30 protein-coding genes are annotated in these 22803 nt (G+C 68.8%); 1 reads left to right on the top strand and 29 read right to left on the bottom strand.

The genetic code is table 11. From position 1 onward, the window contains the following. Nucleotides 1-5 precede the first annotated feature (5 nt). The 18 genes from ACZ5NW_RS36670 to ACZ5NW_RS36585 all read right to left on the bottom strand — a co-directional run bounded on the left by ACZ5NW_RS36670 (nt 6) and on the right by ACZ5NW_RS36585 (nt 14841). Nucleotides 6-1475: a hypothetical protein gene (locus ACZ5NW_RS36670; protein ID WP_468748379.1), complete on the bottom strand. Its 1470-nt coding sequence runs from the start codon at nt 1473-1475 to the stop codon at nt 6-8. Further along, nucleotides 1472-4477, bottom strand: coding sequence for a phage tail tape measure protein (locus ACZ5NW_RS36665; protein WP_468748378.1), 3006 nt, complete (start codon nt 4475-4477; stop codon nt 1472-1474). Before ACZ5NW_RS36665 ends, ACZ5NW_RS36670 begins: the two co-directional genes overlap by 4 nt. A 3-nt stretch (nt 4478-4480) precedes the next feature. Further along, nucleotides 4481-4747, bottom strand: coding sequence for a hypothetical protein (locus ACZ5NW_RS36660; RefSeq protein ID WP_468748377.1), 267 nt, complete (start codon nt 4745-4747; stop codon nt 4481-4483). 38 nt (nt 4748-4785) lie between these two features. Beyond that, nucleotides 4786-5301 carry a hypothetical protein gene (locus ACZ5NW_RS36655; RefSeq protein ID WP_468748376.1) on the bottom strand — a complete coding sequence of 172 codons (516 nt, stop codon included), beginning with the start codon at nt 5299-5301 and terminating at the stop codon, nt 4786-4788. Continuing rightward, complete coding sequence (locus ACZ5NW_RS36650) at nt 5301-5780, bottom strand: phage tail tube protein (protein WP_468748375.1); 480 nt, start codon at nt 5778-5780, stop codon at nt 5301-5303. Before ACZ5NW_RS36650 ends, ACZ5NW_RS36655 begins: the two co-directional genes overlap by 1 nt. Before the next feature lie 66 nt (nt 5781-5846). Continuing rightward, the gene (locus ACZ5NW_RS36645) at nt 5847-6047 is read right to left on the bottom strand and encodes a hypothetical protein (protein WP_468748374.1); all 201 of its coding nucleotides are present in this window, start codon (nt 6045-6047) and stop codon (nt 5847-5849) included. A 145-nt stretch (nt 6048-6192) separates the two neighbouring features. Further along, complete coding sequence (locus tag ACZ5NW_RS36640) at nt 6193-6612, bottom strand: hypothetical protein (protein ID WP_468748373.1); 420 nt, start codon at nt 6610-6612, stop codon at nt 6193-6195. After that, entirely contained in the window at nt 6609-7001 is a 393-nt protein-coding gene (locus ACZ5NW_RS36635; RefSeq protein ID WP_468748372.1) for a hypothetical protein, read from the bottom strand. The genes ACZ5NW_RS36640 and ACZ5NW_RS36635 overlap by 4 nt, the downstream gene beginning before the upstream one ends. After that, entirely contained in the window at nt 6998-7414 is a 417-nt protein-coding gene (locus ACZ5NW_RS36630; protein ID WP_468748371.1) for a DUF6093 family protein, read from the bottom strand. Before ACZ5NW_RS36630 ends, ACZ5NW_RS36635 begins: the two co-directional genes overlap by 4 nt. Then, on the bottom strand, nt 7411-8034 hold the full coding sequence (locus ACZ5NW_RS36625; RefSeq protein ID WP_468748370.1) for a hypothetical protein: 624 nt from the start codon (nt 8032-8034) through the stop codon (nt 7411-7413). Before ACZ5NW_RS36625 ends, ACZ5NW_RS36630 begins: the two co-directional genes overlap by 4 nt. A 12-nt stretch (nt 8035-8046) precedes the next feature. After that, entirely contained in the window at nt 8047-8406 is a 360-nt protein-coding gene (locus tag ACZ5NW_RS36620; protein ID WP_468748369.1) for a hypothetical protein, read from the bottom strand. A gap of 56 nt (nt 8407-8462) precedes the next feature. Then, a complete protein-coding gene (locus ACZ5NW_RS36615) occupies nt 8463-9764 on the bottom strand; it encodes a major capsid protein (RefSeq protein WP_468748368.1) in 1302 nt (433 codons plus the stop codon). Beyond that, nucleotides 9761-9955 carry a ribosomal-processing cysteine protease Prp gene (locus tag ACZ5NW_RS36610; RefSeq protein WP_468748367.1) on the bottom strand — a complete coding sequence of 65 codons (195 nt, stop codon included), beginning with the start codon at nt 9953-9955 and terminating at the stop codon, nt 9761-9763. The genes ACZ5NW_RS36615 and ACZ5NW_RS36610 overlap by 4 nt, the downstream gene beginning before the upstream one ends. After that, entirely contained in the window at nt 9952-10638 is a 687-nt protein-coding gene (locus ACZ5NW_RS36605) for a hypothetical protein (protein WP_468748366.1), read from the bottom strand. The genes ACZ5NW_RS36610 and ACZ5NW_RS36605 overlap by 4 nt, the downstream gene beginning before the upstream one ends. 63 nt (nt 10639-10701) lie before the next feature. Continuing rightward, nucleotides 10702-11040 (bottom strand): hypothetical protein, encoded by a 339-nt coding sequence (locus tag ACZ5NW_RS36600; protein WP_468748365.1) that lies wholly within the window; start codon nt 11038-11040, stop codon nt 10702-10704. A gap of 100 nt (nt 11041-11140) precedes the next feature. Next, entirely contained in the window at nt 11141-11785 is a 645-nt protein-coding gene (locus ACZ5NW_RS36595) for a hypothetical protein (protein WP_468748364.1), read from the bottom strand. Further along, complete coding sequence (locus ACZ5NW_RS36590; protein WP_468748363.1) at nt 11782-13212, bottom strand: phage portal protein; 1431 nt, start codon at nt 13210-13212, stop codon at nt 11782-11784. The genes ACZ5NW_RS36595 and ACZ5NW_RS36590 overlap by 4 nt, the downstream gene beginning before the upstream one ends. A 12-nt stretch (nt 13213-13224) precedes the next feature. Further along, on the bottom strand, nt 13225-14841 hold the full coding sequence (locus tag ACZ5NW_RS36585; protein ID WP_468748362.1) for a hypothetical protein: 1617 nt from the start codon (nt 14839-14841) through the stop codon (nt 13225-13227). Between the two features lie 1177 nt (nt 14842-16018). Here ACZ5NW_RS36585 and ACZ5NW_RS36580 point away from each other — a divergent pair. Next, a complete protein-coding gene (locus ACZ5NW_RS36580) occupies nt 16019-16231 on the top strand; it encodes a hypothetical protein (RefSeq protein ID WP_468748361.1) in 213 nt (70 codons plus the stop codon). Here the strand turns inward: ACZ5NW_RS36580 and ACZ5NW_RS36575 are convergent. From ACZ5NW_RS36575 to ACZ5NW_RS36525, 11 genes are all read right to left on the bottom strand, one after another. Further along, a complete protein-coding gene (locus tag ACZ5NW_RS36575; protein WP_468748360.1) occupies nt 16224-16523 on the bottom strand; it encodes a hypothetical protein in 300 nt (99 codons plus the stop codon). The genes ACZ5NW_RS36580 and ACZ5NW_RS36575 overlap by 8 nt on opposite strands. Then, the gene (locus ACZ5NW_RS36570; RefSeq protein WP_468748359.1) at nt 16517-17650 is read right to left on the bottom strand and encodes a hypothetical protein; all 1134 of its coding nucleotides are present in this window, start codon (nt 17648-17650) and stop codon (nt 16517-16519) included. The genes ACZ5NW_RS36575 and ACZ5NW_RS36570 overlap by 7 nt, the downstream gene beginning before the upstream one ends. Nucleotides 17651-17668: 18 nt before the next feature. After that, nucleotides 17669-18067, bottom strand: coding sequence for a phage tail fiber protein (locus tag ACZ5NW_RS36565; protein ID WP_468748358.1), 399 nt, complete (start codon nt 18065-18067; stop codon nt 17669-17671). Between the two features lie 168 nt (nt 18068-18235). After that, entirely contained in the window at nt 18236-18478 is a 243-nt protein-coding gene (locus ACZ5NW_RS36560) for a hypothetical protein (protein ID WP_468748357.1), read from the bottom strand. A gap of 199 nt (nt 18479-18677) precedes the next feature. Then, nucleotides 18678-18866 carry a hypothetical protein gene (locus ACZ5NW_RS36555; protein WP_468748356.1) on the bottom strand — a complete coding sequence of 63 codons (189 nt, stop codon included), beginning with the start codon at nt 18864-18866 and terminating at the stop codon, nt 18678-18680. Nucleotides 18867-18875: 9 nt separating this feature from the next. Continuing rightward, nucleotides 18876-19088: a hypothetical protein gene (locus ACZ5NW_RS36550; RefSeq protein WP_468748355.1), complete on the bottom strand. Its 213-nt coding sequence runs from the start codon at nt 19086-19088 to the stop codon at nt 18876-18878. A gap of 7 nt (nt 19089-19095) precedes the next feature. Further along, nucleotides 19096-19599, bottom strand: a complete 504-nt coding sequence (locus ACZ5NW_RS36545) for a DUF6197 family protein (RefSeq protein ID WP_468748354.1) — start codon at nt 19597-19599, stop codon at nt 19096-19098. After that, entirely contained in the window at nt 19596-19769 is a 174-nt protein-coding gene (locus ACZ5NW_RS36540; protein WP_468748353.1) for a hypothetical protein, read from the bottom strand. The genes ACZ5NW_RS36545 and ACZ5NW_RS36540 overlap by 4 nt, the downstream gene beginning before the upstream one ends. Before the next feature lie 89 nt (nt 19770-19858). Next, the gene (locus tag ACZ5NW_RS36535; RefSeq protein ID WP_468748352.1) at nt 19859-20041 is read right to left on the bottom strand and encodes a hypothetical protein; all 183 of its coding nucleotides are present in this window, start codon (nt 20039-20041) and stop codon (nt 19859-19861) included. 36 nt (nt 20042-20077) lie between these two features. Beyond that, nucleotides 20078-20410, bottom strand: coding sequence for a hypothetical protein (locus tag ACZ5NW_RS36530; RefSeq protein WP_468748351.1), 333 nt, complete (start codon nt 20408-20410; stop codon nt 20078-20080). Nucleotides 20411-20616: 206 nt separating this feature from the next. Next, on the bottom strand, nt 20617-22794 hold the full coding sequence (locus tag ACZ5NW_RS36525) for a hypothetical protein (protein WP_468748350.1): 2178 nt from the start codon (nt 22792-22794) through the stop codon (nt 20617-20619). Between the last annotated feature and the right edge of the window lie 9 nt (nt 22795-22803).

Raw genomic sequence — 22803 nt, 5'->3', positions numbered from 1 at the left:
GCACGTCAGCCCCCAAAGTCGAACAGGGCGATGTCCAGAAGCGTGCCGGGGAAGAAGTCGGCGATGTCCTGGAGGGTGGTGAAGTTGGCGGCGATGTCGGCGAGGGTGAACCCGCGGGCTTCGAGCACGTCCGACCACGTTTCGGTCTCGGCGACCTCAAGGTCCCATTCGCGGTACGGCGAGTACCAGGCGCGCCGCTCGTTGTCGTTGATGAGAGCTTGGTGGCCGTCGACGCCGTCGAAGCTGGTGCGGGCACGCACCAGGATGATGCCTTCGGTGGCGTTGGCGAGGACGTCCTGGAGGGCGTCGCCGTCCGCGGAGGTCTCGGTGGACACCATGATCGTGGCCTGGGCGGCCGACCGCCTCTTGCCGACCACGATGAGCCGCCCGTTGACGTTGAAGACGGCGGCTTCGCGGGTGCGCTTCTTGTCCGGCCAGTCCTTGATGGTGATGTGGGCGCCCACACCGCGGATCGCATCCGAGATGACGTCCGTGGTGACGGTGGAGGTCAGCGTTGACGAATTCACGTTCCACTGCAGGCCGTTGACGTCGGTGAGCACGGCCAGATACGCGTAGGCGGCGCCGAACGGCATCTCGGCGTCGATGCGCAGCAGCGCATTCTGCCCGGTCACGCCGACGTCCGTGGCCGCGCGGACCAGGGTGAGCGCGGAGCCGACCTGCCGGTACAGCGACACACTGACGATGTCGTCGGCGAGCAGGCCGGTCGCCGACACGAGGGTGCGCGGCGGGAACACCGTCTGCTGGGCGCCCGCGACGTTACTGGACGCCTCGCGCAGTCGCAGCACCCCGCCGACGCCGGTGGCGGCCGCCGCGAGCGTCGCCGACACGGTCGGCACTTGCGTGCCGGATCCGGTGGACACCGAGCAGGTAGCGACAACGGCCCGCGCGGCGTTGCCGGATGTGACGGCGTCGTCGGCGCGTTCGGTGACCGTACCGAAGGTGATGCCCGTCGCTGTGGCTGCCTCCACGGTCATCGACGCGGTGGAGGCGGTGACGCCGTAGCCGAGCAGGAGGAAGTCCCCAGCTGCCCACGTCAGTGCGCCCGCCCCGGCGGCCGAGAATCCGGTCCCAGAGGTGGTGTCCGCGCCGGTGGTGGCTGCCCACCGCCAGCCGGTGCCCGCGCTGCGCGCCAGGACGTGGATGCGGCCGGCGATGAGCGAGCCCGCCGAGCCTGAGGGGATGGCCGTTGTCGGCGTGGCATCACCGCCGACGGCGACCCGAACGAACCACGTCAGTCGGCGTGGCCCGGTCGATGCTCCGAACGTGCCGCCGCCGCCCGACGTCGAATCCACCCGCGTCCATCCCGACGGGGTGGACGGCGTGGGGTCGTCCGTGTGCCCTGACACCACTGCCAGCACCAGTAGGTGCCCGGCCGTCGGCGTGGCCGGATAGGCGGGCGTGATCGTATCCGTGTGCTGGCTGAGAGCTCCGGCGGCGCTGTACGAGATGGTCACCGCATCGCCGCCTTCCCCACCCTGGCCTGCCGCGCCTGCCGCTGCTCCGACTCCCGCAGTGCCGGCTGGATGACTCCTTTGACGGCACCAAGGAAGACGCCGCTGTCGAGGTACAACTCGCCGGTGAAGACGCCGCCACTCGGTGCAGGGCTAGCCGTGGGAGCGGGGGCGCTCGCATAGGCCCGGGCCGGCATGAGCTGGCCCGGCCCGCCGTGGCGACCCCACCGGTTGAGGGCGTCGATGGCCTGACGCGGGCCCGTATTCGCGGCCCGGGCGAGCATGCTGACGGTCTCCGGCACAAGCACGCCCTCGCCCTTGGACGCGAGGATCAGCTCGGTGTCACGTCGGGGCGCGTAGCCGGGGATGTAGAGACCATCGGCGGCGTGGCCGACGATGCCGCCGGAGGCGTACTTCGACACACCGCCTTCGCCCTGAGCGGGACGGCCGATGGTGTTGTACTCGGCGATCTGGATGCGGTGCGTGGTGATGGTGACGGTCTTGCTCTTCAGGGCCTCGATGGCCCGGCGCAATGCATCGACCGCGGCTTTCTGGGTGCCGGTCGGCACCGTGATCGTGACCTTCTTGCCCTTGGTGCGCGAGATCTTGAAGCCGAGGTCTTCGAGGTTCTTCTGCCCCTCCTTGGTGAGGGCGTCGACCGTGATGGTCTTGCCCTTGGTGCTGCTGACCTTCGCCTGGACCGTCTCCAGGTCCATCAGGGCGTTCTCGGTCTCCGCAATGATCTGCGTCTCGGTCTTCGGCGGCAGTTGCGCGTAGGTGCCGATCAGATCCTTGATCTGCTTGTCGGTGAAGCCGGCCTGCTTCATCGTCCGCTTCAGCGCGCCGATGCTGTCCTCCAGCACCATGTTGCCTGCCTCGACGGACCCCTTCTGGTCGGCGACGGCCTGCGCGTACTCCTGTGCGGCCTTCGCCGAGTCGAGGAACGCGCCCATGACCTCACGGCCCTTGTCGGTGGTGACATCGAGGCTGTGCCCGTTGTCCTTCACCGCCTGCGACAGATCGTCGAGGGACTGCTCGAAGTTGATCTGCCCCTCGGCGGCAGTGATTGCAGTGCCGTTGAGGGCATTGAGGGCGTCAGTGAGCTTCTCCGCCGCGGTCCGCTGATCCTCCAGCTGGTCGGCGGTCATCGCGGAGGCGTCCCCGAGAGCGCCCTGGGACTCGGCCGTCAGCTTGGACTGCGTGTCGGCCCCGGCCAGCGCCTCGGCGTACTGCGGCAGCAGCGTCAGCAGCTTCTCTGACGAGGTGCCCTGCTTCTCCGCTTCCGCCGCCATCTGCTTGAAGCCCTCGGCGGCCGTGTCTGCGGCCCCGGACTGCACCAGTGACGCCAGCGCCTCATCCAGCGCCTTGACCTTCTTGCGGGCGTCCTCAAGGCCGGGGCCACCCTCGGCCATCGGGTCGAACGTGGAGAAGAAGTCGGTGAGCCGGTCCAGCACGCCGGGATGCGCGATTCGGGCGACCGCCTCACCGAAGCCGTCCAGATCCTTACCGAAGGTCTTCGTCAGCTCGCCTGACGCCTTGCCCTTCTGCGCCAGGTCGACCAGGGCGTTGGTCAGTTTGGTGACGTTGGGGCCGGCTCCGTCCAGCTTGTCGGCGAGTGCGTCGATTCCCCACGCGATCGCGGTGAGCGTGCCCAGCACCAGGCTCATTTTGCCGAGCGTCATCATCTGCGCCCGGGCCGTCGCGGCGGTGACACCCATCGCCTGGAGTTCGCGCCGCACGGTCATGATGCGCGGCAACAGCAGGAGCATCGACGAGCCGGCGAGCCCGAGGACGCCGACGAGGCCGGTCATCATGCCGGCGGCCTGCTGTATGCCCGGGGGCAGACCGTTGTACACGTTGATCAGGCGGGTGACCCACTGGATCATGTCCCGCAGCGTCGAGTTGGCGGCCGTGCCCGTCTCGATGAGCGCCGTCTCCAGCGCCGACTTCAGCACCTGCAGGTCGCCCATCAGGTTGTCCAGGCGGGTCATGGCGACCGCCTGCGCGTACCCCTGGTCGTTGACGGCGTCCGTGTAGGCGCGCACGCCCTGCGCGCCGTACTTGTAGAGGATGTTCGCGGCACGCACGGCGTCCGAGCCGAAGATGACGCCCATGGCCGCGTTGCGGGCCTCCGGGGTCAGGTTCTTGAACGCGGCCTGCATGCGCCGGGCCATCTCCTGCAGCCCGACGAACTGCCCGTTCGCGTCGTAGGCGGAGAAGCCCAGCTTGTCCATCGTGGCCTGGGCCTCTTTGGACTGCGGGGTGAGCCGCTGCAGCATCACCTTGAAGGACGTTCCGGCGTCGGATCCCTTCAGGCCCTCCGCGGCGAACAGCGTCAACGCACCGACAGTGTCCTCCAGGCTGAGGCCGGTCTGAGACGCGACCTGCCCGGCCATCCGCAGCGACATGCCCATCTGGTGCACGTCCGTCGTGGACTTGTTGGCCGCTGCGGCGAGCACGTCCGCGATGTGCCCGACGTCCTTGCCCTTCAGCCCGAACACCGTCATCGCGTTCGCGGCAATCTCCGCGCCCTCGGCGACACCGATCTCCGCCGCTGCCGCCAGATTCAGGGCACCCTTCAAGGCGCCACCGGCGATGTCTGCGGTCGACACGCCAGCCTTGGCGAGCTCATGCTCCGCCTCGGCAGCCTCCACCGCACTGAACGCCGTGGTGCGGCCCGCCTCCAGCGCGGCCGCCCGCAACTTGCCCATCTCGCCCGCCGACGCCTGCGAGACGGCCTTGACGTTGCTCATGGCCTTCTCGAACTTCGCCGAGGCGGCGACCGCAAACCCGAACGCGGCGACCAGGCCGAGCGAGGCCATCCGGATGCCCTGCAGGGTCTTCTTCTGGTTCTGCGAGACCTGGTTCAGGGTGCGGCCCGCGCTCCGCATTGACGTGCGGATGTCCCGGGAGGTGCGCGCTGACGCACGGGACGCCTCGCCCATCCGGGCCCGGAAGGCGGCGATGTCCGCAGTGAGGATGACGGAGACGGTGCGGACGGCCACGGCTCACCCCCTGCTCAGGTTCACGTGGAGGCCACGCATATCGCCGCCGCTGCTCTCGAACTGGCCGACCGTGCGGGCCGCGGTGTGGCAGGCGTGACAGCGCACCAGGTGCGCGGTCCAGGCGCCTTCGTTCTTCGGGTCGGTGGCCTCGCCCCACGGCTGACGGCAGTCGGGGCACACATCCGCTTCCACATGCACCAGGGCGAGCGCCCACTCACGGTCCTCATCGGTCCACAGCGGCTCGCCCGGCTGCGGCCAGGGACGGCCCAAGAAGATGCTGCGCGGGACACCCCAGGCGCGGGCGGCCTCTACTTCTCGTCGGTGCGGGAGGCGAGGATCGCGGAGGCGTGCAACGCGAAAGGGACAGTGGTGGCCTCCCCGTTGACCGACCACGCGGCGTTGATGAGCTCCTGGCGCTGCCCGAGGTTGATCTGCTCGAACAGCTCGACCACATCCTCGGGGGTCATGACCGGGTCGAATGCGGACGCGGCAACGAGCGCAGGGGCGAGGGACTCGTCATCCCACGCCTCACCCTCCTTCTCGCTCGGGTGCTGGGCCACCAGATCTGACCACGCCTTCGCGCCCAGGGCACGGAACGTGAAGTCGACCTCCGCCTCCTGCATGCGCTTCCGGGCCTCGGCGATGCGCTCGGCGATGGCGATGCCCGGGTGCTGGTCGGCGATCGACTGGGACTGCCAGCCCGACACCGCCGACAGTTCTGCCTCCAGCCGCTCCACCTCAGCGGCCACATCGCCCGCCAGGCAGATCCGCACCGTGTGCTCCCGAGGGCGCGCCTTCGCCAGGATGTCCTTGATGTCGGGCATCAGGCCACCGTCGCGTTGGTGTTCGGCTCCTCACGCAGCTTCATCTGCGACGTGAACTTCGCGACTTCGTTCGGCGCCGGCGGGATGCTGTTCCGCTCGCCGCACTCCACCGGATACACCTCCACCTTCTGCCCGGCCGCCCACGCAGTCGTGTACGGGAGGACGCGTCGCACTACGAGGTAGCCCATGGTCTGGTAGGTGAGCGTCGTCCACGGCAAGTCGTCGGTGGGAGTGTCGCCCCGCTTGAACGTCACCTCGGGCGAGAACGAGCGGCGCCCAGCTCGGTTGGTGGTGAAAGTCGACGCGAGCGAGCTGTTGTCGACGTCCGCAGTCTCGGCGGGGATGCTCAGGCCGTCCGGGGTGACCCTGGTCGTGAAGTCCAGGCCGGCGTTGAGCTCGGCAGCGGTCGGCGCGGCGATGTTGGCGATGGTGGTCACCCAGGCAACCCGGGTCTTGCCGTCATTGATCACGTCGGACATGACGTGCTCCTCCTTCGGGGCATGAAAAAAGCCCCGAGGACGGGGCGGGACAGGGCAGGCAGTGCGTCAGATGACGAGGTTCGCGACGGTGACACCGGTGGTCGACGAGTAGGTGACGGCGGCACTCGTCCCGTCGGCGGCCGACGCGAAGAGCCTGCTCAGAAGAGGGCCGATCATTTTGTCGCCGGTCGTCGCCGGGACCGTGACGACCAGATCGGCGACGGCCTGGCCGTCGACCGTGGCAGTCGCCGCGATCGTGACGGTCATCGAGCTACCGTTCGTGTTCTTCACGTGCAGGAACGAGCGGTCGCCGCACGTCACCGTGGTCGAGCCGGCAGCTGCCGAGTACGTCGGCGTCAGGCCAGACCGTGCGATGACCTGCTGAGCGAGAAGCGCCATGAGAAAACTCCAATCAGGCGGAGGTGGACATCAGCCGGTACTGCACCGGCACGAAATACAGCGGCGGAGACACATCGTCGTCACGCTGTACGGGAGGCCCGCCCAGCTCCTCCGGCTGCCACGACCGTCGGCCCTCCACGGACAGCGGGCCGTGCAGGGCGGCACGGATCCGGTCGGCGACCCACAGGCAGCGCTCCTCGGACTTCCCGACAGCGGTCACCTGGAAAACCGTGTTGAAGTCCGTGCGCTGGTCGGCGAGGGACTCGGGCATGGACTGGCCGGGCGCGAAGTAGAGGACCGCGTACTCGTAGGACGTACCGCTCGGGGGTGCGGTCGGCGGGGCCTGCCCAAGCCCCACCAGCAAGCCGCCCGCCTCCAGAGCGTCCTTGACGGCGTTACGGTGCGGCAGGACTCCGGGGGCCGGGGTGGTCATCCGCGGCCCATCTGCGCGCCGATCGCCGCCACGTGCGCCGTGAACGCGGCCTCCTCGGCGGCCAGCGCCCGTGCGCCATCCATGTGTGGCGGGTTGTGGATGCTGCCGAACTCAAGGAGGTTTCCGAGGGCACCCTGCGGGCGCCCCTTGTCCGGGCCGATCTCCGCCGAGGCGCCCCGGGGGTGCGACAGCATGTCGAAGGAGATGCTCGACGGGTACAGGCGGGCGTGCCGTCCGGACGATGCGACGGCGTTGGCCCGCCAGCCGTTCTTCACATTGAGCGCGCCGCGCCGGACGACGGCCTGCGCCTGCACCTGCGCGCGGACGGCGTTGACCCGGAACACGCTCGCGAGCGCGTCGAGCTGCCGCGTATTGGCGTTGATACTCACGACCGGTCCTCCGCAATGATCCGCCACGCCGTGGCCGTGCCGCTGTACTGCACGCCCGTCACCCACAGCCGAAGCCCGACCAGCCGCGGATCCGGAGACGTGGTGACGTCAACGACGTCGCCCGGGCGGGGCCGCTCCCCCGTGGCGGGCAGGGTGGTGGAGAACGGCAGCGTCACCTTGTACTGGCGCAACGCCACTTCCCGCTCGCCCGCCTGCACCTCGGAGTCGGCTAGCTGCTCTGGCTTCACTCGCGCCTTACCGCTGTAGAAACTGACGGCCGGCGGCGCCGGAACTACCTGCCCGGTGGTCTGGTTGAAAAGGTCATCGCCGGGCCGGTACAGGGTGACCGTGTCCCGCATCAGGGCTTCCGCCTCGCGCCGACCCGCGGCCAGGGCCACATCGAGGGCGGTCACGACGTGACCACCGTGAACGCAGCCCGCCTGTACGGCCGAAGGTCAGCCTTCTGCTCGCGAGACAGCCGGGCGCCGCCGATCGTCTCCGACGCGAACGTCCTGGAGTAGTCGTCGATGGCGACGCTGCGGAGGTTCTCCGGGTTGGCCAGGTTCATCGTCGCCAGGTCCAGCACGATGTCGACGATGTCGTCGGGCACTTCGCTGTAGCCGTGGCTGTAGGTGACGCGGACCTTCGGCGCCCACACGCCCTGTGCCCGGTTCCACGGCCAGCCCATCAGCCGGGTCGGAGCCTGCCACGGGTAGCCGCGGGTCAGTTCGTTCCCGAGCCGTGAATAGTCCCTGCCCTCAACGGCGTCCCACTCGATGCCGCTGAAGTCGGCGACCTCAACGACAGTGAGCGGGTGGGAGGCGTCCACAACGAGTGGATACTGCGGCAGCCGCAGTACTCGCTCGCCGCCCGGCAGGGTGATCGTCTCGTTCTCGACGAGCGTGATGTCCTGCCGGGTGTAGCGACGCACCCGGGCAGACGCCCGGCGCAGCGCCAGATCGAGAGCGGCGTCCGAGCCTGTGGCGCCTGCGTTTCGCAGGTCGGCCGCCGTGGCGAGCAGCGGCAGAGCCATGGCGGCCTCCCCTCACTCGCCGTCGGAGTCGGCGAGCTTCTCCAGCTGCTTCACGAGAGTCGAGCGCGGCTTATCCTTCGCCTGCTCGGCCACCAGCGCCTCGGCCGCCCGTTCCGGGTCCTCACCGACCCAGGCCAGCACATCCGCGGCCGTGCCGTCGATGTCCAGCTCGGCAGGCGGATCCGAAGCCTCTTCGGGCTCTTCAACGGGAGCCTCCAGGAGGGCGCGGGCGTCGTCGTCGAGGGGCTCGACCGGCGAGTACGTGGACACGAGATAGGCGGCCAGCTCGCCGGTCACCTCGTCGTCCTTCTTCAGCGGGTGGATGCCGTAGTTGAAATACGGGGCGATGTTCTCCAGCACGCGAGCACGCATGCAAAACCTCCTTCACGCCGCTGGGACGAGTGTGAGCCCGCCCCAGCGGGGATTGGTCAGGCGTGCTCCAGGACGACGCCCCGCTTGAACAGGGCAGCGTCCGAATTCGCGAGCGAGTCAGACGGAACACCGAAGTCGCCGACCCACGACCACGAGGTAGACAGGACCTGCTGCAGGCGGTCCTGCGGCGGGCGGACGATCCGGGCGACCTCGACACCGGTCGCGACCTGGATCATCGAGACGTCAGGAACGTCCTCGACGCCGGTGCCAGCGAGCAGGCTGCCCATGCCGTCGAAGGGGTTCGCCACCAGGGCGCCCGCGCCGAGCACGATCGGACGGTGCACGGTCACGTTCCCGGCAGAGCCACCGAGAATGGTGGGGGTTTCGTTGTTGCGCACCCAGTCGATGCCGCCGAACCGGCCGATCGACAGGTCACGGTAGACGGGGCTGTCGACTCGGCCCTGGAGGGCCTGCTTGAAGTCCGAGTCGTTGAACAGCTGCGTCTCGGTGTCCGGGTCGATGTGGGCGACGTAGTAGCCACCCACGGTCGGCACGTTCATCTTGCGCAGGCGGGCGACCGCCGCACGGAACATCGCGAAGGTCACGGTGTTCGACGTGGTCAGGTCGTAGGGAGTCGAGCCCGTCGGGCGGATGCTGACCGGGGCGTTCGCGGCGACGACCGCGTCACCGACCACGTCCGCACGCGCCGTGCCAAGCGTGAGCGTCTTCGTGCCAGTGTTGACACCGGTCACAGTGTTCGTGACACCGGCGATAGTGACGGTGAGCGGGTTCGACGCAGAGACGTCGGTCGGGACACCGTTCACGAGGACTTTGGTGAACCCGTCCACCGAGTTGACGATGATCGAGGTGTCGGAGGTGCCCGCCGTGGTGCACCAGGTCCGACCGCCCGCGTAGGACGCATACAGCTTGTTGCGGCAGATCTGGTTGAGGGACTGCCCGGCGTTGATGCCGAGGGTCTGCACGTCCTCCAGGAACTTGCTGGCCAGCGCCATAGAGCTGGTCAGCATGTTGGTGTCGACCGCATTGCCGTACTGGTCCATGGTCACGGACCACTGCTCGATGCTGTAAGTCGATGCCGACGTGTCGGAACCGGTGATCGGCGTGGTGGCCGGCGCGAGCAGACCCTTGCGGGTGAACGTCTTGGTGTCACCCAGGCCGCCCTGCCACGGCTCGCTGTCGGCGATGGCGGGGAAGATGAACTCGGGCCGCAGGGCGTCCTGGAAGACCTTGTCGAGGATGCCGTTCTGCATCATCGCCCGGATCGCAGCCGGGACGGTCGACCGCACATCATGGCGGCCCAGGTCGAACCACGGCTTGGCAGCCGTCAGTACGGTCATGATCTCTCCAGTGTGATCTCGACGGACACGAGGTCCGGATGCTGCGCGGCGACCTGCTCCAGGCCAAGCAGCGCGGTTTGGGTGATGGCCGACACCGCGGCGCAGACCCGGCCGGCTTCGGCATGCTCCTCGTGACCGTCGACCTCGATGGAGGTATGGCCGTCGCCCAGGCGGGCGCGGATGCGGATCAACGGAGACGGAAGCCGGGCGCGACCTTGGCCAGTTCGGCCTCAAGGGTTTCCCGGTCTGCAGTACGGAAGTCGGCGGGCGGTTCGGCGGGACGGGCGCCCTGCCCCGGGTCAGGCTTCGGCGCAGGCTTCTTTGCCGCCTCGGGCGCCGGCCTGCGCAGGTGCGGCTTGCGCTCAAGCAGGTCAGCGAGGTCGGCTGAGATTGCGCCTGCGTCGATCTCGCCTTCGGCGTCGCTGTACTTGGCCAAGTCGAGGAACGCAACAGCGTCCTCGGGATCGGCGAACTCGGCAGCGGCAGCGCGGATTTCGGCGCGCACGGCCCGAGACGTGGCCGCCTTGGCTGCGGCTTCGAGACGCTCCGCCTTCGCGGTCGCCTTCTCCAGATCGGACTTGTCGCGGTCCTCGAACTCGGCCACCTTGCGGGCAAGTTCGTCGGCACGCTTCTTCTCGGCGGCGGCCAGCCGCTTGGCCTCGGCCCGCTCGGCCTTCATACGGTCGAGCGCCTTCTTCCCCGGATCACCGAGCTTGTCGGCACCATCCGGTTCCGGATCGTCCTCCAGCTCTGCCGGCTCAACTTCCGGCTCCGCAGGCTCCGGGTCGGCCGGTTCGGGGTCGTCGTGCCGGTTCAGCTGGAACCAGCCCACGCTCTGAGCGGCGGGCAGCCAGCTACTACGAGTGCTGTGCATGTGATGGGTCTCCCGTTGCGGGATAAGGCGGCCGCGCCTTGCGCACGGCCGGTGAAGGATCGGCTAGTCGATGTAGCCGAAGCGCCGGAGCATCGCGATGGCCTCATCGCGTGATCCGGCGAGCTCATAGATCTGCTCGGGCATCAGTCGTGGCGTCCGTAGCCGATAGGCCCGGCCGATCGTCGGCGGAGCCTGGCCCCGAGCGATCGCGCGCCCCCGCTCCGAGCGGAAGAACGCGCCCCGGGCCGTCGTCCCCTCACGAGTCGCCTGAAGGCGGCGGCCATAGGTCGACGCGGTGTACATGCCGCGGCGGGCGTTCACCACGGACGTGATCGACGCTCCGTCGCGGATCGCCCGCGCGCCCGCCACAGTGAAAATGCGGTCCTGCTCACGGCGGGACAACGAGTTGAAGTACGTGCCGGAGTCGACGAACCCACGCGGGCCGCGAGCTCCCACCGTGGGTGCGAACTCCCGGTGCTCAACGACGCCACGGCGCAGGCTGCTACGGGCAATCAGGGTCGCCGGGACATGGATGCAGTCGCAGCGATAATCGAGGGTGGCGCTGGAAACCAGCGTTCCACCCGTACTCCTTCCCGGACAAGATCGCGCACCGGGCACAGCATGGCGCCGTAGCCACCCGGATATAGCCCCGAATGGTCCGGCGGCCCGCGATCCCGGCGCCGACCGCGGTACGGCCCGCGTCCGCAACCTGCGTGGCCGCCATCCGCAACAGCTGGTTCAGGCCCCGCATCATCGCCTCGACGTCATCCAGGCCGGCGGCGATGCCCTGCTTCGTCGTGATCACCGGCAGGTAGAGGAGCGAATCCAGCGCCCGCCCATCCGAAGCATGCCCAGCGAACGTGGCCGCCCGGATGCGGGCCGAGCCGTCCGGCACGCCACCGTCCGCCACCTCAACAGCGTCGATGTACGGATCGGCCTGGGCGGCGGCAGCCACCTGACCGGCCGCCACCGCCGCCACCACCCGCGGCCCCACCAGCTCCTCCCACGAGCCAGTCAGGTCCCTCCGGTCCACCTCCCGCCAAAGACCCTGGACCCGGTCCGTTGTACGGCGCGCCAGCGACGTCTGCGCCGCGTAGTACGCCTGCGCCAACTCCGCCGCCGACAGACGCTCCGGAGCCGTCGTCACGAGACGCTCACAGACTCAGGAGCCGGCTCCTCGCCGACGTCCTCAACGGGCGGCTTCGGGCCGGCCTCAAGCGCGGCCAAGTCGCCGGACATAATGCGCTGCATCGCGTCCCGGGCGGCCTTCTCGTCCTGCTCTTCCATGCGCTCGATCTGCGCCTGCGTGTAGCCCAGATCCTCGCGGGTCTGCCGCAGCGGCACGATCTTTGCCGTGTACTTCTTTACCGCCGCATCCGCCACCTGGGCCACCGTCGGCGTCGAAGCGTCCCGCCAGATCGTCTCCAGTGAGCGGGCGTCCGGATCCCACAGGCCCGTCTTGATACGGATCACCTTGCGCTGCACCCGCTCCCACGTCCCACCGTTGCCGCGCTGCTTGCGCTCGCTGCGCTTCACCAGGCGGGTCTCCGCGCTGCGGATACCGTCGGCCGAGGCCGGGTTGTCGGTGGCCTGGCCCATGAGGTGAGGGGGCAGGCCGGACAGGCTGGCCACAAGCATCGCCAACTGCTTGATCGTCTCGTGGAAGTTGGACAGTGACGCCTCAGGAAACTGGACGACGTCCGCGCCATCCTCCTTGCGGTTCTTCTCCGTCGCCCACATCCGGCCGATGATCCGCGAGAACGCCGACACGCGGCGGCCGTTGGCGTCGACGAAGTCCTCCTCGCCAAACCCGAACGCCACCCGGCGAGGCGTCGCGTGGTATTCGGCGGACACCATCATGTCCGTGGCGATCTTGCAGGCGGCATCCGACAAGGGGATGACGTCCATCAGCTCCGACACGCCGTTCGGGCACTTCAGGCGCGGACGATTCGCCAGCACCTCGACCATGACCTCGCCGATCTCGTGGTCGTCTCGCTCGATGGCGGGATCCTCAACCCATTCCCCCTTCTCCTTCACCCACCATGACGTGGCGTTCGGAAGGAGCAGGGTGGCGTGCTCGATCTTCGCGCCGTCGTCGCCGTCCTCGGACCACCGCTTCACCGCGGCCCGGACCTCTCGGGTCTGCGGGTCGAACTCGGCGAACATGTCCAGCGGCGACTCGACCGTGATAAGCGGCGTGTCCGCGTCGTCCTCGCGGGAGCCGACCACGACGTAGGCCCGGCCCATGATCAGGGCATCCAGGTGGCCCTGCTGGGACTGGGTGTCCATATCGTTGGCCTGCCAGATCCGCCACAGTTCATCATCCGCCTCGGCCATAGCCGGGAATCGGAAGCCCTCGACATCCAGGCGCTCTTCGACGGAGTCGACGACGAGGCGCGGCCAGTTGATGACGACCTGGCGGACCGTTTCCTGAAGCTCAGCCTGCAACTCCGGCGCCATGTACGACAGCGGCTGATTGCCCTCGTAGTAGGCGTTCAGCCGCTTCAGCTCCGGCAGGCACCTGTCATGGCAGGAGATGAGGTGCTTGAGCCACTGAAGCTCCGACCGGTCCACGGGCTCACCACCTCACCTCAGCACCAGCATCTTGGACTTCTTCCTTGGACGCGCCTGACCCGCGGCCACAGCGTCGCCCGCTGCCTCATGGGCGAGGATGCTCGGGATCGCAGCGTCGATCTTCTGTGCCGGGCTCGCCTTGCTCAGGACGTACCGGCCGCCCGTTCGGGCTGCCTTCCGGGCATTCCGGACGTGGACCTTGGTGATCGGACACCCGTCATGCCGGAACGGCGAGTCCGCCTTGTTCACATCCGTCAGCAAACGCTCCGCCGCCGCATGCATCTGCACCGTGCGGTACGTGTACCAGCGGACCACGCGCTTCTCGCCGTACTTCTCCGCCCACGCGTCCACCTCGGTCTCCCAGTACGGGGGATCCGCGTAGAACCGGACGATGTTGTAACGGGTGAACACCTCATCGACGGCGGCATCCACCTCGAGGCGAGGCACCTGCCCGCCGTAGTCTGCCGGATTCCAGATTGTCGGCAGACTGTCCGGCCCGAACGTCGGAGTGAACTGGTAGCCGTCCAGCGTTTCCAGCCGTAGCGCCGTGTGGTCGTCAACGTCGGAGCCGTCGAAGCCGGCCACGACCGTCGTGCCGTCCGGCACCTCCCGCGGCTGGGCCAGACCATCCCAGGCGTCGCCGTTCATCCAGGCGCCGGAGCCGTACACGATGCGGTTCCCGAAGAACCGCTCCGCCTGCTCAGGATCCTTCTCCATCAACTCCGCCGCCTCGGCCTCAATCGCGTCGAGGTCGACGTGTGTGGAGCCCGCATACACGAAGCGGTGAATCTTCCGGCGGTCTGCCTTGTTCGTGTACTTCAGCGACGCTGGCGGCACGCGGTGGAATCGGAAGATGTCCTTGACCTTGGCCTCGGCTGTGCGCTGGGCCACCGAGTCATCCGCCGGATTCCACGCGTTCGTTGTCTCAAGCGATCGGCCGCCCATGCCAGCCGCACCTCGACGCTGGGTTGTGGCGACCCGGTCCATCTTGTTCGCGACCGTCCACAGCTGCGTTTCATCCTGCAGTACGAACGTCACCGGGTTACCGAGGCGGGACTGGGCGCTCGAGGTCACCACGTCGATACGGCCATCGTTCGGCAGCCGGATGAACTGCTCACCCACGCGCATGAGCTCGCCCAGCGGGCCATAGCGGATCATCGACTGCAGCGGACGGTAGACGTTGTCCGTCTGCTCCTCGGAGAACGCGGTGATCTGCACCAGAGGCGTCGGCCATGGCCGGCCCATCGGCTCCCCAGGCTCGTACTCGTAGCACCAGCCGCAGCCACAACCCCAGTCCCGGCAATCGTAGATTTCCCCGCCATCGGCCCAGCCATTGAACACCGCCGGACCAACGCCCTCGAGCGCACAGATCGCCGCCGTCCACGGGCCCTTGCCAGTCTTCTGCGGTGCCACGCACTGCCCACGCCGGTAGTGGAACGCCGGCGCCAACTGGCCCACCTTCGCCTGCGCCCTCACCCGGTAGAAGTTCGCCGTGCACCACAGCTGCCAGTCGTACATCTCGAACCGGTCGCCTTTACGGAACCCGTCGGGGACCACGCAATGCTCTTCCACCCAGTCGCATGCGACCCACAAGGTCGGGAAGTCGACGACGAATTCAGTCCCCGTCACCGGAGACGACCTTCAGGCGCGACCGCGCAGACCTCGAGGAAGACGCTGCCCTACCACGGGCCGTCGGCTTCGCAGCGGTCGACTCGTCGGTTGTGATGCGCCACCGATTCGCCCGCATCCCCGGCGTCGTCAGCCCTAGGCTGTCGGCCATCTGACGCACCAGCGTCGACAGGTTCACCCGGGAGTCCATCAGTTCCGCCTCAGTGAACCGCCGCACATACAGGGCCACTTCGAGCTCCTGCCCGAACCGCTCCCACATGATGGCCTGGGGCTTCCGCCACAGGTCCGTCCACAATTCCGCCTCACGGTCGCTCTGCTCACTCAGCGGCCACTCGGGCGTTGCGCCCCCACGGCCGTCAGCAGGCAGGATCGCCCACTCGCCAGCATCCCGATCGCGCCGGAACGCGTTCGGGTCAGGCGCTGGACCAGACCGGGCCCGTGCACCACCCTTCGGCATTTCGATCACCTCAACTGCCGCCTTGCGCGGCCAGAACCGCCGTCACCTTGCGTGACAGCGAAGATCACTTACGAAGATCGGAACCCGGCGCACATCCGCCGCGTCTCCCCGGCGGTCCGATAGGGGGTGGCCACGGAGGGTATCCCCCCAGGTCAGAGGCTTGCGGGTTGATCGCCGCCGGTCGACGATCATCTCCGGCAATCGCGTTTCCGCAGGTCAGAGGCTCGACCTGATCAATCGACTGCTGATCAACCTCGACTCGGCCGCCGAGCGATGTCACGTTGCGCAACGCAAGCCAGCGCATGGCGTTGCCCCGTCACTGGTTCCACCCTCCAGGCTGAGCCCTGGCTGTCTCGCTGCTGTGGCACGGACCACACAGCCCACGTCCGTGCGCGGGATCGTTGGGGTCGAGGCCTCGGTCGACGAGCTCGCGCCGGCTGAGCGGGTGGTGGTCGGCGTGCACGCTGGGCCGCTGCGTGCACAGCACGCAGATCGGGTCACGGGCGAGGACGGCCGGCCGGAACCGGATCTCGTGCTGCCTGCCGTAGCCTCGCTGTCTCGCCGTGCCGCGGCTCTGCTCGGCCTGGCGTTGGTGTTCTTCGCACCGCCCCCCGCCCTGGGTGTACTCGGGGCACCCGGGCACGGTGCATACCCGGTAGCCACCGCGTCTGGGCATGGCCGCCTCCGCTTCGGTACGGTGTCCCGCCTTGGGGGTGGCACATGGATGCAGCGCTCGGCGTGTTCGTGGTCGGTCTGGCCGTTCTGATGATCGGCGTGGTCACCGGGTTCACGGTGCCCTTGCTCGTGATCGGCGGACTGATGATGCTCGGCGCCGTTGCGGCGACCGCGCGGCGGCGCCGGACAGGGCCCGATCCGGACGTGGTACTTCGGCCTGGCGGCGATGAGAAGCCCTGGCGTCGTAGGGCTAGGTGACGCTGAGGTAGCCGGCCATGCGCACGATGTTCTCCGAGCCGGGAGGGTCGAAGGACAGGTAGACCCGGTAGTCGCCTGGGGTCAGGGTGAGCGCTCCGCCGTCGGGTCCGACGAGGAGCTGGGCTTCTGGTCCGCTGGTCCACGCTCCGGTCTTCCACTCCCCGACGGTGGGGTTGGCCCGGTTGTGGACGGGCAGGATGGCGATCTTGGGTGGGCTGCCCATGATGTCGACACCCGCGGGCGCGGTGACCGGCACGTGCAGGTATTCGGTGGAGGTGGCGGGGATCACCACGGCGGATCCACCTCCCAGCCGTCTGCGTGCGGACTCTGCGCGTTCCAGGCCAGCGTGTAGGGCTGCCCTGCCGCCCAGGGGCTGTAGGGGGTGCCGACGGTGATGTCGATGTCGTCGTGCGCCGAGGTCGTTGTCCCGCCAGCGGTGAGCACCGCGGTAACGGCCAGGGCCGCGTCTCTGCTTGCGGCTGTCGACCCGTCGGCTGTGAGCACGGCCGTGGTGGCCAGAGTGCTGCCGCTGCTGTGACCCGCCTGTCCTTGCGCGGTCAGGTCTGATGTGGCGGCGAGTTGGCCGTCGTCGGCTGCTGCCCTCTGCCCGGATGCGGCAAGGCTGGCCGCTGCGGTGAGCCCGGCCGGTCCGGACGCTGCGCGCGTGCCGTCCGCAGCGAGGCCCGCTGTTGCGGTGAGGCTGGAGGAGCCGCTCGCGGCCCGGGTCCCTCCTGTGGTGAGCCCGGCCGTGGTCGTGAGGGACGTGTCGCCCGAAGCGCTCCGTAGGCCCGCGGCTGTGAGGGCTGCGTTCCCGGTGAGCGCTGCTGCTCCCCCGGTGCTTCGCTGTCCGGCGGTGGTCAGCGTGGCGGTGCCGGTCAGCGCTGCGTCGCCTGTTGCTCCGCTGGTCGTGTCGGCGGCGGCGAAGTCGTCGAAGCGCAGCGAGCTGGTGGACTCGGCCCGCAGGCCGACGCTCGTGCCGGTGGTGACGTTGGTGTCGGTGACGGAGACGCGTTCGACTCCGTTGACGAAGCCCTTGATCGTAGATCCGATCGCCTGGACCTTGGCGACGTCGCCCGCGACGGCGGCTGCCGCGTAGCTGCCGATGGAGGTGAAGGATCCGCCGACGACACTGAAAAGGTTCCAGCTGGTGCCGTCGTTGCGCCACAGGTAGCCGGAGGTGATGTTGCTGTTACCGCGGCACCAAACGCCGTGGCTGACGGCTGCGGTGGCTGCGATCGTCACCTGCGCATAGTGGTCGTTGGTGGCCATCGCGGTGGCGGCGCGGAGGATGATCGTGCCGCCTGCGGATCCGGAGCTCAGCTGGTTGGAGATGATCGACCAGTCGCCGGATACCTCGACCCAGTTGGCGCCCAGGTCGGTCGAGTTGGCGCGGTTGAAGTTGTCGGTGAAGGTCGTCATGGCGACGCCTCCAGGCCGCTACGCGGATTGCGGAGTGAGCGCTACCCCGAGCGTGTTCAGGGTGAAGGTGTCGGCTGACGCCCACGCCTTGTTGGCCGTGAGTGCCACGGAGAAGAGGAACGTCCCGGCGCTCGAAGCGGTCCACACGGAGATGTGGGTGAGGGTCTCCGACGTGCCGCCGTTTGTCCACGCTGACGGCGTCGCGCTGAGCGCGAGGGCTGTACCTGAGGAGGAGGCGGCGAATGTGCAGCTGTTGCGGGTCGTCGAGCCGGCCGAGATGTTGGAGGTGCCGGCGGCACCTGGGTCGCCGGTGTGGAGTTGTACGAACGTGCCGGCGACCGGGCCGTATGCTGCGCCTGCGGTGCGGAGGGTGTTGAGCCAGCTGGAGACGAGGCTGGGGGCGAGTCCTGCGGTCACTGCTCGCCCTCCTCGGTCTCGGGCTCAGCGGCTTCGTCGGGCTGGGCAGGGGTGACCTCGCCGGAGGCCTCCAGCCGCAGCACGTACTCGTCGGGCATCGGGCCTCCTCGGCGGCGGGTTGGTGGATTCCCGCCGTCCGGACGGGGGGTCAGGCGGACGGCAGGGAGATCAGGCGGCCTTGGGGGCTCGCTGCGGCATGGGCCGGTAGTTGCGGGCCCGCTCTTTGATCTCGGGCAGGGCGTACATGGTCTTGTACTCGTGCCCGTTGCCGGTGAGGCGGCCGTCGCCTTGGAAGCGCCGGATCTTGCCGCGTCGGGCCCACTGGCGGATGACGGGGCCGGGGACGCCGGTTGCGGCGATGGCTTCGTGCTCGTAGACGAGGTCGTCGGGGTAGAGCTCGGTGACGTCCACGGCGGGCCTCCCCGGGCATGCAGAAGGCCCCCGGCAGCAGCTCGGGGGCCTGGTGGGCTTGCGGGCAGAGGTGTCCTGCCCTGGGGGCACTGTGACATACGGTGATCAGCGGGGTCAAGCGGGATGCTGGCTGGCCAGCTGAGGTTGACGTCTCCTCACTGCCGGTTGGTGGTTTTCACCCACACGCCGCGGGTGCTGCTCAGTTCTGCGGGGTGTGGTCGACGCTGGCGGCGAGGATGGCCATGGCGACGCGCTGGCTGTGGTCTCCGGCGCGTTCGCAGAGCTGGTCGGCGAGAGTCGGGTCGCCGGACGCAAGGGCCCTGGCGGCGTGCTCGATCTCTTCTCCGGTGGCGATGACTTCGGGCTTCTTGCTGCTGAACAGTCCCATGTGGGGCTCCTATCGGGTGGGGACGTGCTTCTGGTTGGGGTCGTGTTCGGCGTGGTAGGAGGCGGCGAGGATGGCGCCTGCCGAGCTGTTGTAGGGCGTGTTCTGAAGGTCGGGGCAGCCGGAGCAGACAACGCGGAACTGGTTGGAGGCGCTGTCCGCCTGGGCGTAGACGAAGGCCCCGTCAGGCGTTTCGAGGATTTTGCTGATGCGTTCGAAGGCCATGGGTCTCCTAGATGCCGCGGTCTGCGGCAAGTTGGGTGGCGCGGTCGAGGTAGCGGTGGGCGAGGGCGGCGGTGCCGTGGCGGTCGTTCCAGGTGGGGACGCTGTCGGCGTCGCGGAAGTCACGGCGAATGACTTCGAGGAGGACGCTCATGGCGTCGCGGCTGTGGCCTCCGGTGGCTGCGGTGGCGTTGATGGCGCCGTAGGGGCAGACGGCTCCGTCGGTGCCGTGCATGGCTCCGGCGCACCAGCCGTTGGCGGTGAGGTGCTGGCCGGCCCGCCAGAGGGTGGCGGCGATGGGGGTGGTGTACGGGCACGGCGTCACCGCGGGCGCGAGGATGGGGGCGGCGTCGACGTGCGGAATGGGGTCGGCGGAGGGGATGTGGGCAGTGCGGACTTCGAAGGCGACGGCGGCTTCGTCGAGCCGCAGGCTCATGGAGGCCGCAGTGAGTGCGAGCCGGGCTTCGAGGTCGAGGTGGGGCGCGGCTGCGGTCGGGGTGAGGGTTGTGGTCACGGCTTGGCCTTGCCGTTGTCGCACTTCTCGGGGCAGTTGACGGTTCGCTGGACGCCACCGAAGGCGGTGTAGAGGACGCCGTTGCCGGCACAGCACCAGCACAGGCCTTGTGCGTGCGCCTCGTCGGGGCCGATGGCGCTGTTCTGTGCTTCCCATTCCTGGTCGGTCATGATGTGGGTCTCCTCGGTCGGTCTGGTATCGGTCGGGTGGGATGGGGCGCCCCTGTGCGCTGGCAGGCTGGAGGGGCGCCCCGGCATGGCTACTTGCTGCCGCCCCAAGGAACGGTCATCGACGCTTCCATGAGGTCGCGGAGTTCGGTTCCGTCCGTGGTGCGGGTGTTGAAGCGGCCGGTCGCCTCCTCCCGGATGCGGTCGGCGGTGGCGCGGTCGCCGCGCTTGCGGGCGTCGATGTAGTCGCGGACGGTCTGGTGCTGGGTTTCCATGGGTTCTCCTCGGCGAGGTGGGCGGTGGCGGGCGGGTCAGATCCAGTCGGCGATGCGGCCGCCGTGGGTGCGGGGCGGGGCGAAGTCGTTGGGGGCTTTGTCGGCGATGTTGGGCATGCCGGGGGGCGGGGTGTCGTAGACGGGCCCGAACTGGCGGCAGAGGGTTTCGGCGCTGTAGCCCTCCGCTGTGCAGGGGTTGCCGGTGAAGGGCAGGTGGCTGGTGAAGGTGTACGCGCTGTACATCTGGTCGGCGCCCCAGCTGGTCGTCTTGGCGTGGGCGATGTTGAAGACGACGTAGTAGGTCTGGCCGAGGGTGAGTTGGCGGGCGAACTTCTTCGATTCGGCGGGCTGCCAGCAGCGTCCGGGCATGATCGGTCTCCTCTGGTTTGTGGTGATTTGTTCAGGTGGACATGGGACGGTTTGCCCCAGACTGCCCCCCTCTGACGCCCGGACAGTGGGTGGACACTGTCCGGACGGTGTCCGGGTGGCAATCGAGCCACGGATAGGACAGTCCGGGGCATACAGGGCGCTGTCCGGGTGGCAGCCTGGGGCAAACTTCACATATTGACTGCTTCTTAGTTGCCTTCGAGGAGGCTGAGCGCGTCAGCGATGTCAGCCCTCTGGTAGCCGTTCACGCGGCCCACACCCGCGATGTCGACCTTGACGGTGCCGCCGGCCCCGGCGTCCCGCAGGAGCTTGCTGAGCCGGGTCTCTGACATTCCGCCGCCGATGATCTCGGCCATCTCGCGCACCTGTGCCACCGTCCGACCGAGCGCCTCCATCGCTTTCAGCGCGCCTCGGCAGGCGTCCATCTGCATACGCTGCTCAGGCGTGTGGCTGAGGACGTTACGGCCCGGGACACCGTCCCGCTTCGGTCCGCCGGCCGCAGACGACAGGCCGGTGGCGTTGAGGAGGTGCTTCTCGATCGGGTCCTCCCACTGCCCGACCAGTCGGCCCGCAGCCTCACGGATGCGCGCCGACTTCTCCAGCAGCATGGTGATCTCGCCGCGCTCGTCCTCGTCGAGGTCGTAGGAGCGCGCTAGGTCGGTCACTCCGGCGGACGTGTTGACGAGCCAGCCGAAGCCGGGCCGCGGCGGGTCGAACTTGGAGGCGTCGCGGCCCGCGCTGGCCTGTCCTCCGCCGAGGATCGCGTTGGACTGGGTGGCGTTCTCGACGGCCATCGCCCAGCGGGCGCCGCAGTTCATGGCCAGCGCCTGCGGGATGACGTCCGCTTCCGGGTACTGGGTGATCAGCACCAGGAAGATGCCTGAGCTCAGGCCGACGGCGGACAGTTCGATGAGAGCCTCAAGGATCTCGTCTCGCAGCGGCTTGCCGGGACGGGTGTAGGTGGCGAGCTCGTCGATGACCACGACTTCCAGGCCGCCGATCTGCTCGATGACCGGGGTGACGAGCTTGCTCTTGCCGAGGCGCCCGAGTTCCGCCTCTCGCCGGTCCTTGTCCGCGAGCAGCGCTTTCAGCAGGGCCAGGAGTCGCTCGGGGTTGGGCTTGAAGTAGGTGCTGGCGGCGCCTGCCTTGGCGTAGGGGTCCCATTCGCCGTTGTTCTTCCCCGCCACGATCCGCAGGTTGACCCGCGGGTCGAAGGTGGTGCCGACGACCAGGTTGGAGGCGCCGACGCCCTTGCCGGACCGGCTCCTGCCTGCAATGACGAACGACTGGTCCTTGATTGCGAGCCGGACTGCGATGCCGCGCTTGTTCCAGGCGACGGGGACGCCGTCCTTCCACGCGTCGAGCTGTGCGGGCTGCCGAAGCAGCGGCGACGGACGGGTGTCTTCGAACGGGTCGCGGTCGGTGAGCCACAGTGAGGTGCGGACCTCGGTGCCAGCCTTCTCCACATCGACCATGGACACGTCGCGGCCGAGCGCGCCGGCCAGCTTCGGCAGCTTCCTCTTCAGTTCCGCGACGGTGGTGCGTGGCGGCAGGTCGAACACGACGGTGGTGTTGCCGTCGCCGTCGCGCTGCGGCACGGCCAGGATCTGAATCTGCTCGTTGGGCCTGACCTCGCCGATGTTGCGCAGCGCCTGGTCGAGTTCCTCAACCGTGAGCGCGGGCGGTGGCGGGGCGTTGAACTCCCGCATGCGGGGCTGCGGTTCGGTCTTGGTCAGGTCGACCGGGGCGGCCAGCGTCTGCATCTCCGTGGTCGGGGCAGGTGCAGGCTGGCCGGCGGCGAAAGGGCGACTCACGAGGTACCAGCCGTAGCCCGCGGCGGTGCCGAGGGCGGCGAGGAGGAGGGGCTGCCCGTGGGCGGCCATCTCCAGGCTGGTTCCGAGGGCAGGCAGGGAGGCCAGGGAGCCCCCGGCGAGGATCGCGGCACGTCCGGCCTTCTTGCGGGCCCGCTCGGCGTTGACCTCGCGGTCGTTGGGTGGCAGGACGGGGGTGGCCTGGAGAGCGGCGAGGCGGGATTCCTCGGCGGCGACACGGCCGCCGAGGCTGGCGAGGGCTGCACCGTCGGCGCCGTCTTCGGCCTGCGCCTTGGCGGCGGCGAAGTGGCCGTGGGCTTCGGCGGCGCGCCGCTGCTGGGTGGCGATCTTCTCGTTGTGCTTGCGGGTCTTGGTGTCGGTGGCGGCCTGGATGATGGCGACCTGGTCGATGTCGCCGGTGGCCAGCCAGTCCTTCACGCGGGCGACTGCGTGGCCGCGCTGTTCCTTGAACGCGGCCTTGGCGCGGTCGCCGCGGGTGGGCTCGGTGGCCTCCTCCGGCAGTTCGTGCTCGACGGGCTGTGCTTCGGTGGCCACGGGGCCTCT

Source organism: Streptomyces sp. NPDC032126, from assembly GCF_055580085.1.
Note: the sequence above shows the minus strand (reverse complement) of the source record. Positions and strands in the feature narration are given on the sequence as shown.

Coding starts and splice junctions, on each gene's coding strand:
- ACZ5NW_RS36570 (WP_468748359.1), bottom strand. CDS start 17,650: ATGACGACCTTCACCGACAACTTCAACCGCGCCAACTCGACCGACCTG.
- ACZ5NW_RS36625 (WP_468748370.1), bottom strand. CDS start 8,034: ATGGCTCTGCCGCTGCTCGCCACGGCGGCCGACCTGCGAAACGCAGGC.
- ACZ5NW_RS36650 (WP_468748375.1), bottom strand. CDS start 5,780: ATGTCCGACGTGATCAATGACGGCAAGACCCGGGTTGCCTGGGTGACC.
- ACZ5NW_RS36580 (WP_468748361.1), top strand. CDS start 16,019: ATGGATGCAGCGCTCGGCGTGTTCGTGGTCGGTCTGGCCGTTCTGATG.
- ACZ5NW_RS36530 (WP_468748351.1), bottom strand. CDS start 20,410: ATGCCCGGACGCTGCTGGCAGCCCGCCGAATCGAAGAAGTTCGCCCGC.
- ACZ5NW_RS36620 (WP_468748369.1), bottom strand. CDS start 8,406: ATGCGTGCTCGCGTGCTGGAGAACATCGCCCCGTATTTCAACTACGGC.
- ACZ5NW_RS36605 (WP_468748366.1), bottom strand. CDS start 10,638: ATGCACAGCACTCGTAGTAGCTGGCTGCCCGCCGCTCAGAGCGTGGGC.
- ACZ5NW_RS36540 (WP_468748353.1), bottom strand. CDS start 19,769: ATGACCGACCAGGAATGGGAAGCACAGAACAGCGCCATCGGCCCCGAC.
- ACZ5NW_RS36640 (WP_468748373.1), bottom strand. CDS start 6,612: ATGACCACCCCGGCCCCCGGAGTCCTGCCGCACCGTAACGCCGTCAAG.
- ACZ5NW_RS36645 (WP_468748374.1), bottom strand. CDS start 6,047: ATGACCGTCACGATCGCGGCGACTGCCACGGTCGACGGCCAGGCCGTC.
- ACZ5NW_RS36550 (WP_468748355.1), bottom strand. CDS start 19,088: ATGGCCTTCGAACGCATCAGCAAAATCCTCGAAACGCCTGACGGGGCC.
- ACZ5NW_RS36535 (WP_468748352.1), bottom strand. CDS start 20,041: ATGGAAACCCAGCACCAGACCGTCCGCGACTACATCGACGCCCGCAAG.
- ACZ5NW_RS36555 (WP_468748356.1), bottom strand. CDS start 18,866: ATGGGACTGTTCAGCAGCAAGAAGCCCGAAGTCATCGCCACCGGAGAA.
- ACZ5NW_RS36615 (WP_468748368.1), bottom strand. CDS start 9,764: ATGACCGTACTGACGGCTGCCAAGCCGTGGTTCGACCTGGGCCGCCAT.
- ACZ5NW_RS36655 (WP_468748376.1), bottom strand. CDS start 5,301: ATGCCCGACATCAAGGACATCCTGGCGAAGGCGCGCCCTCGGGAGCAC.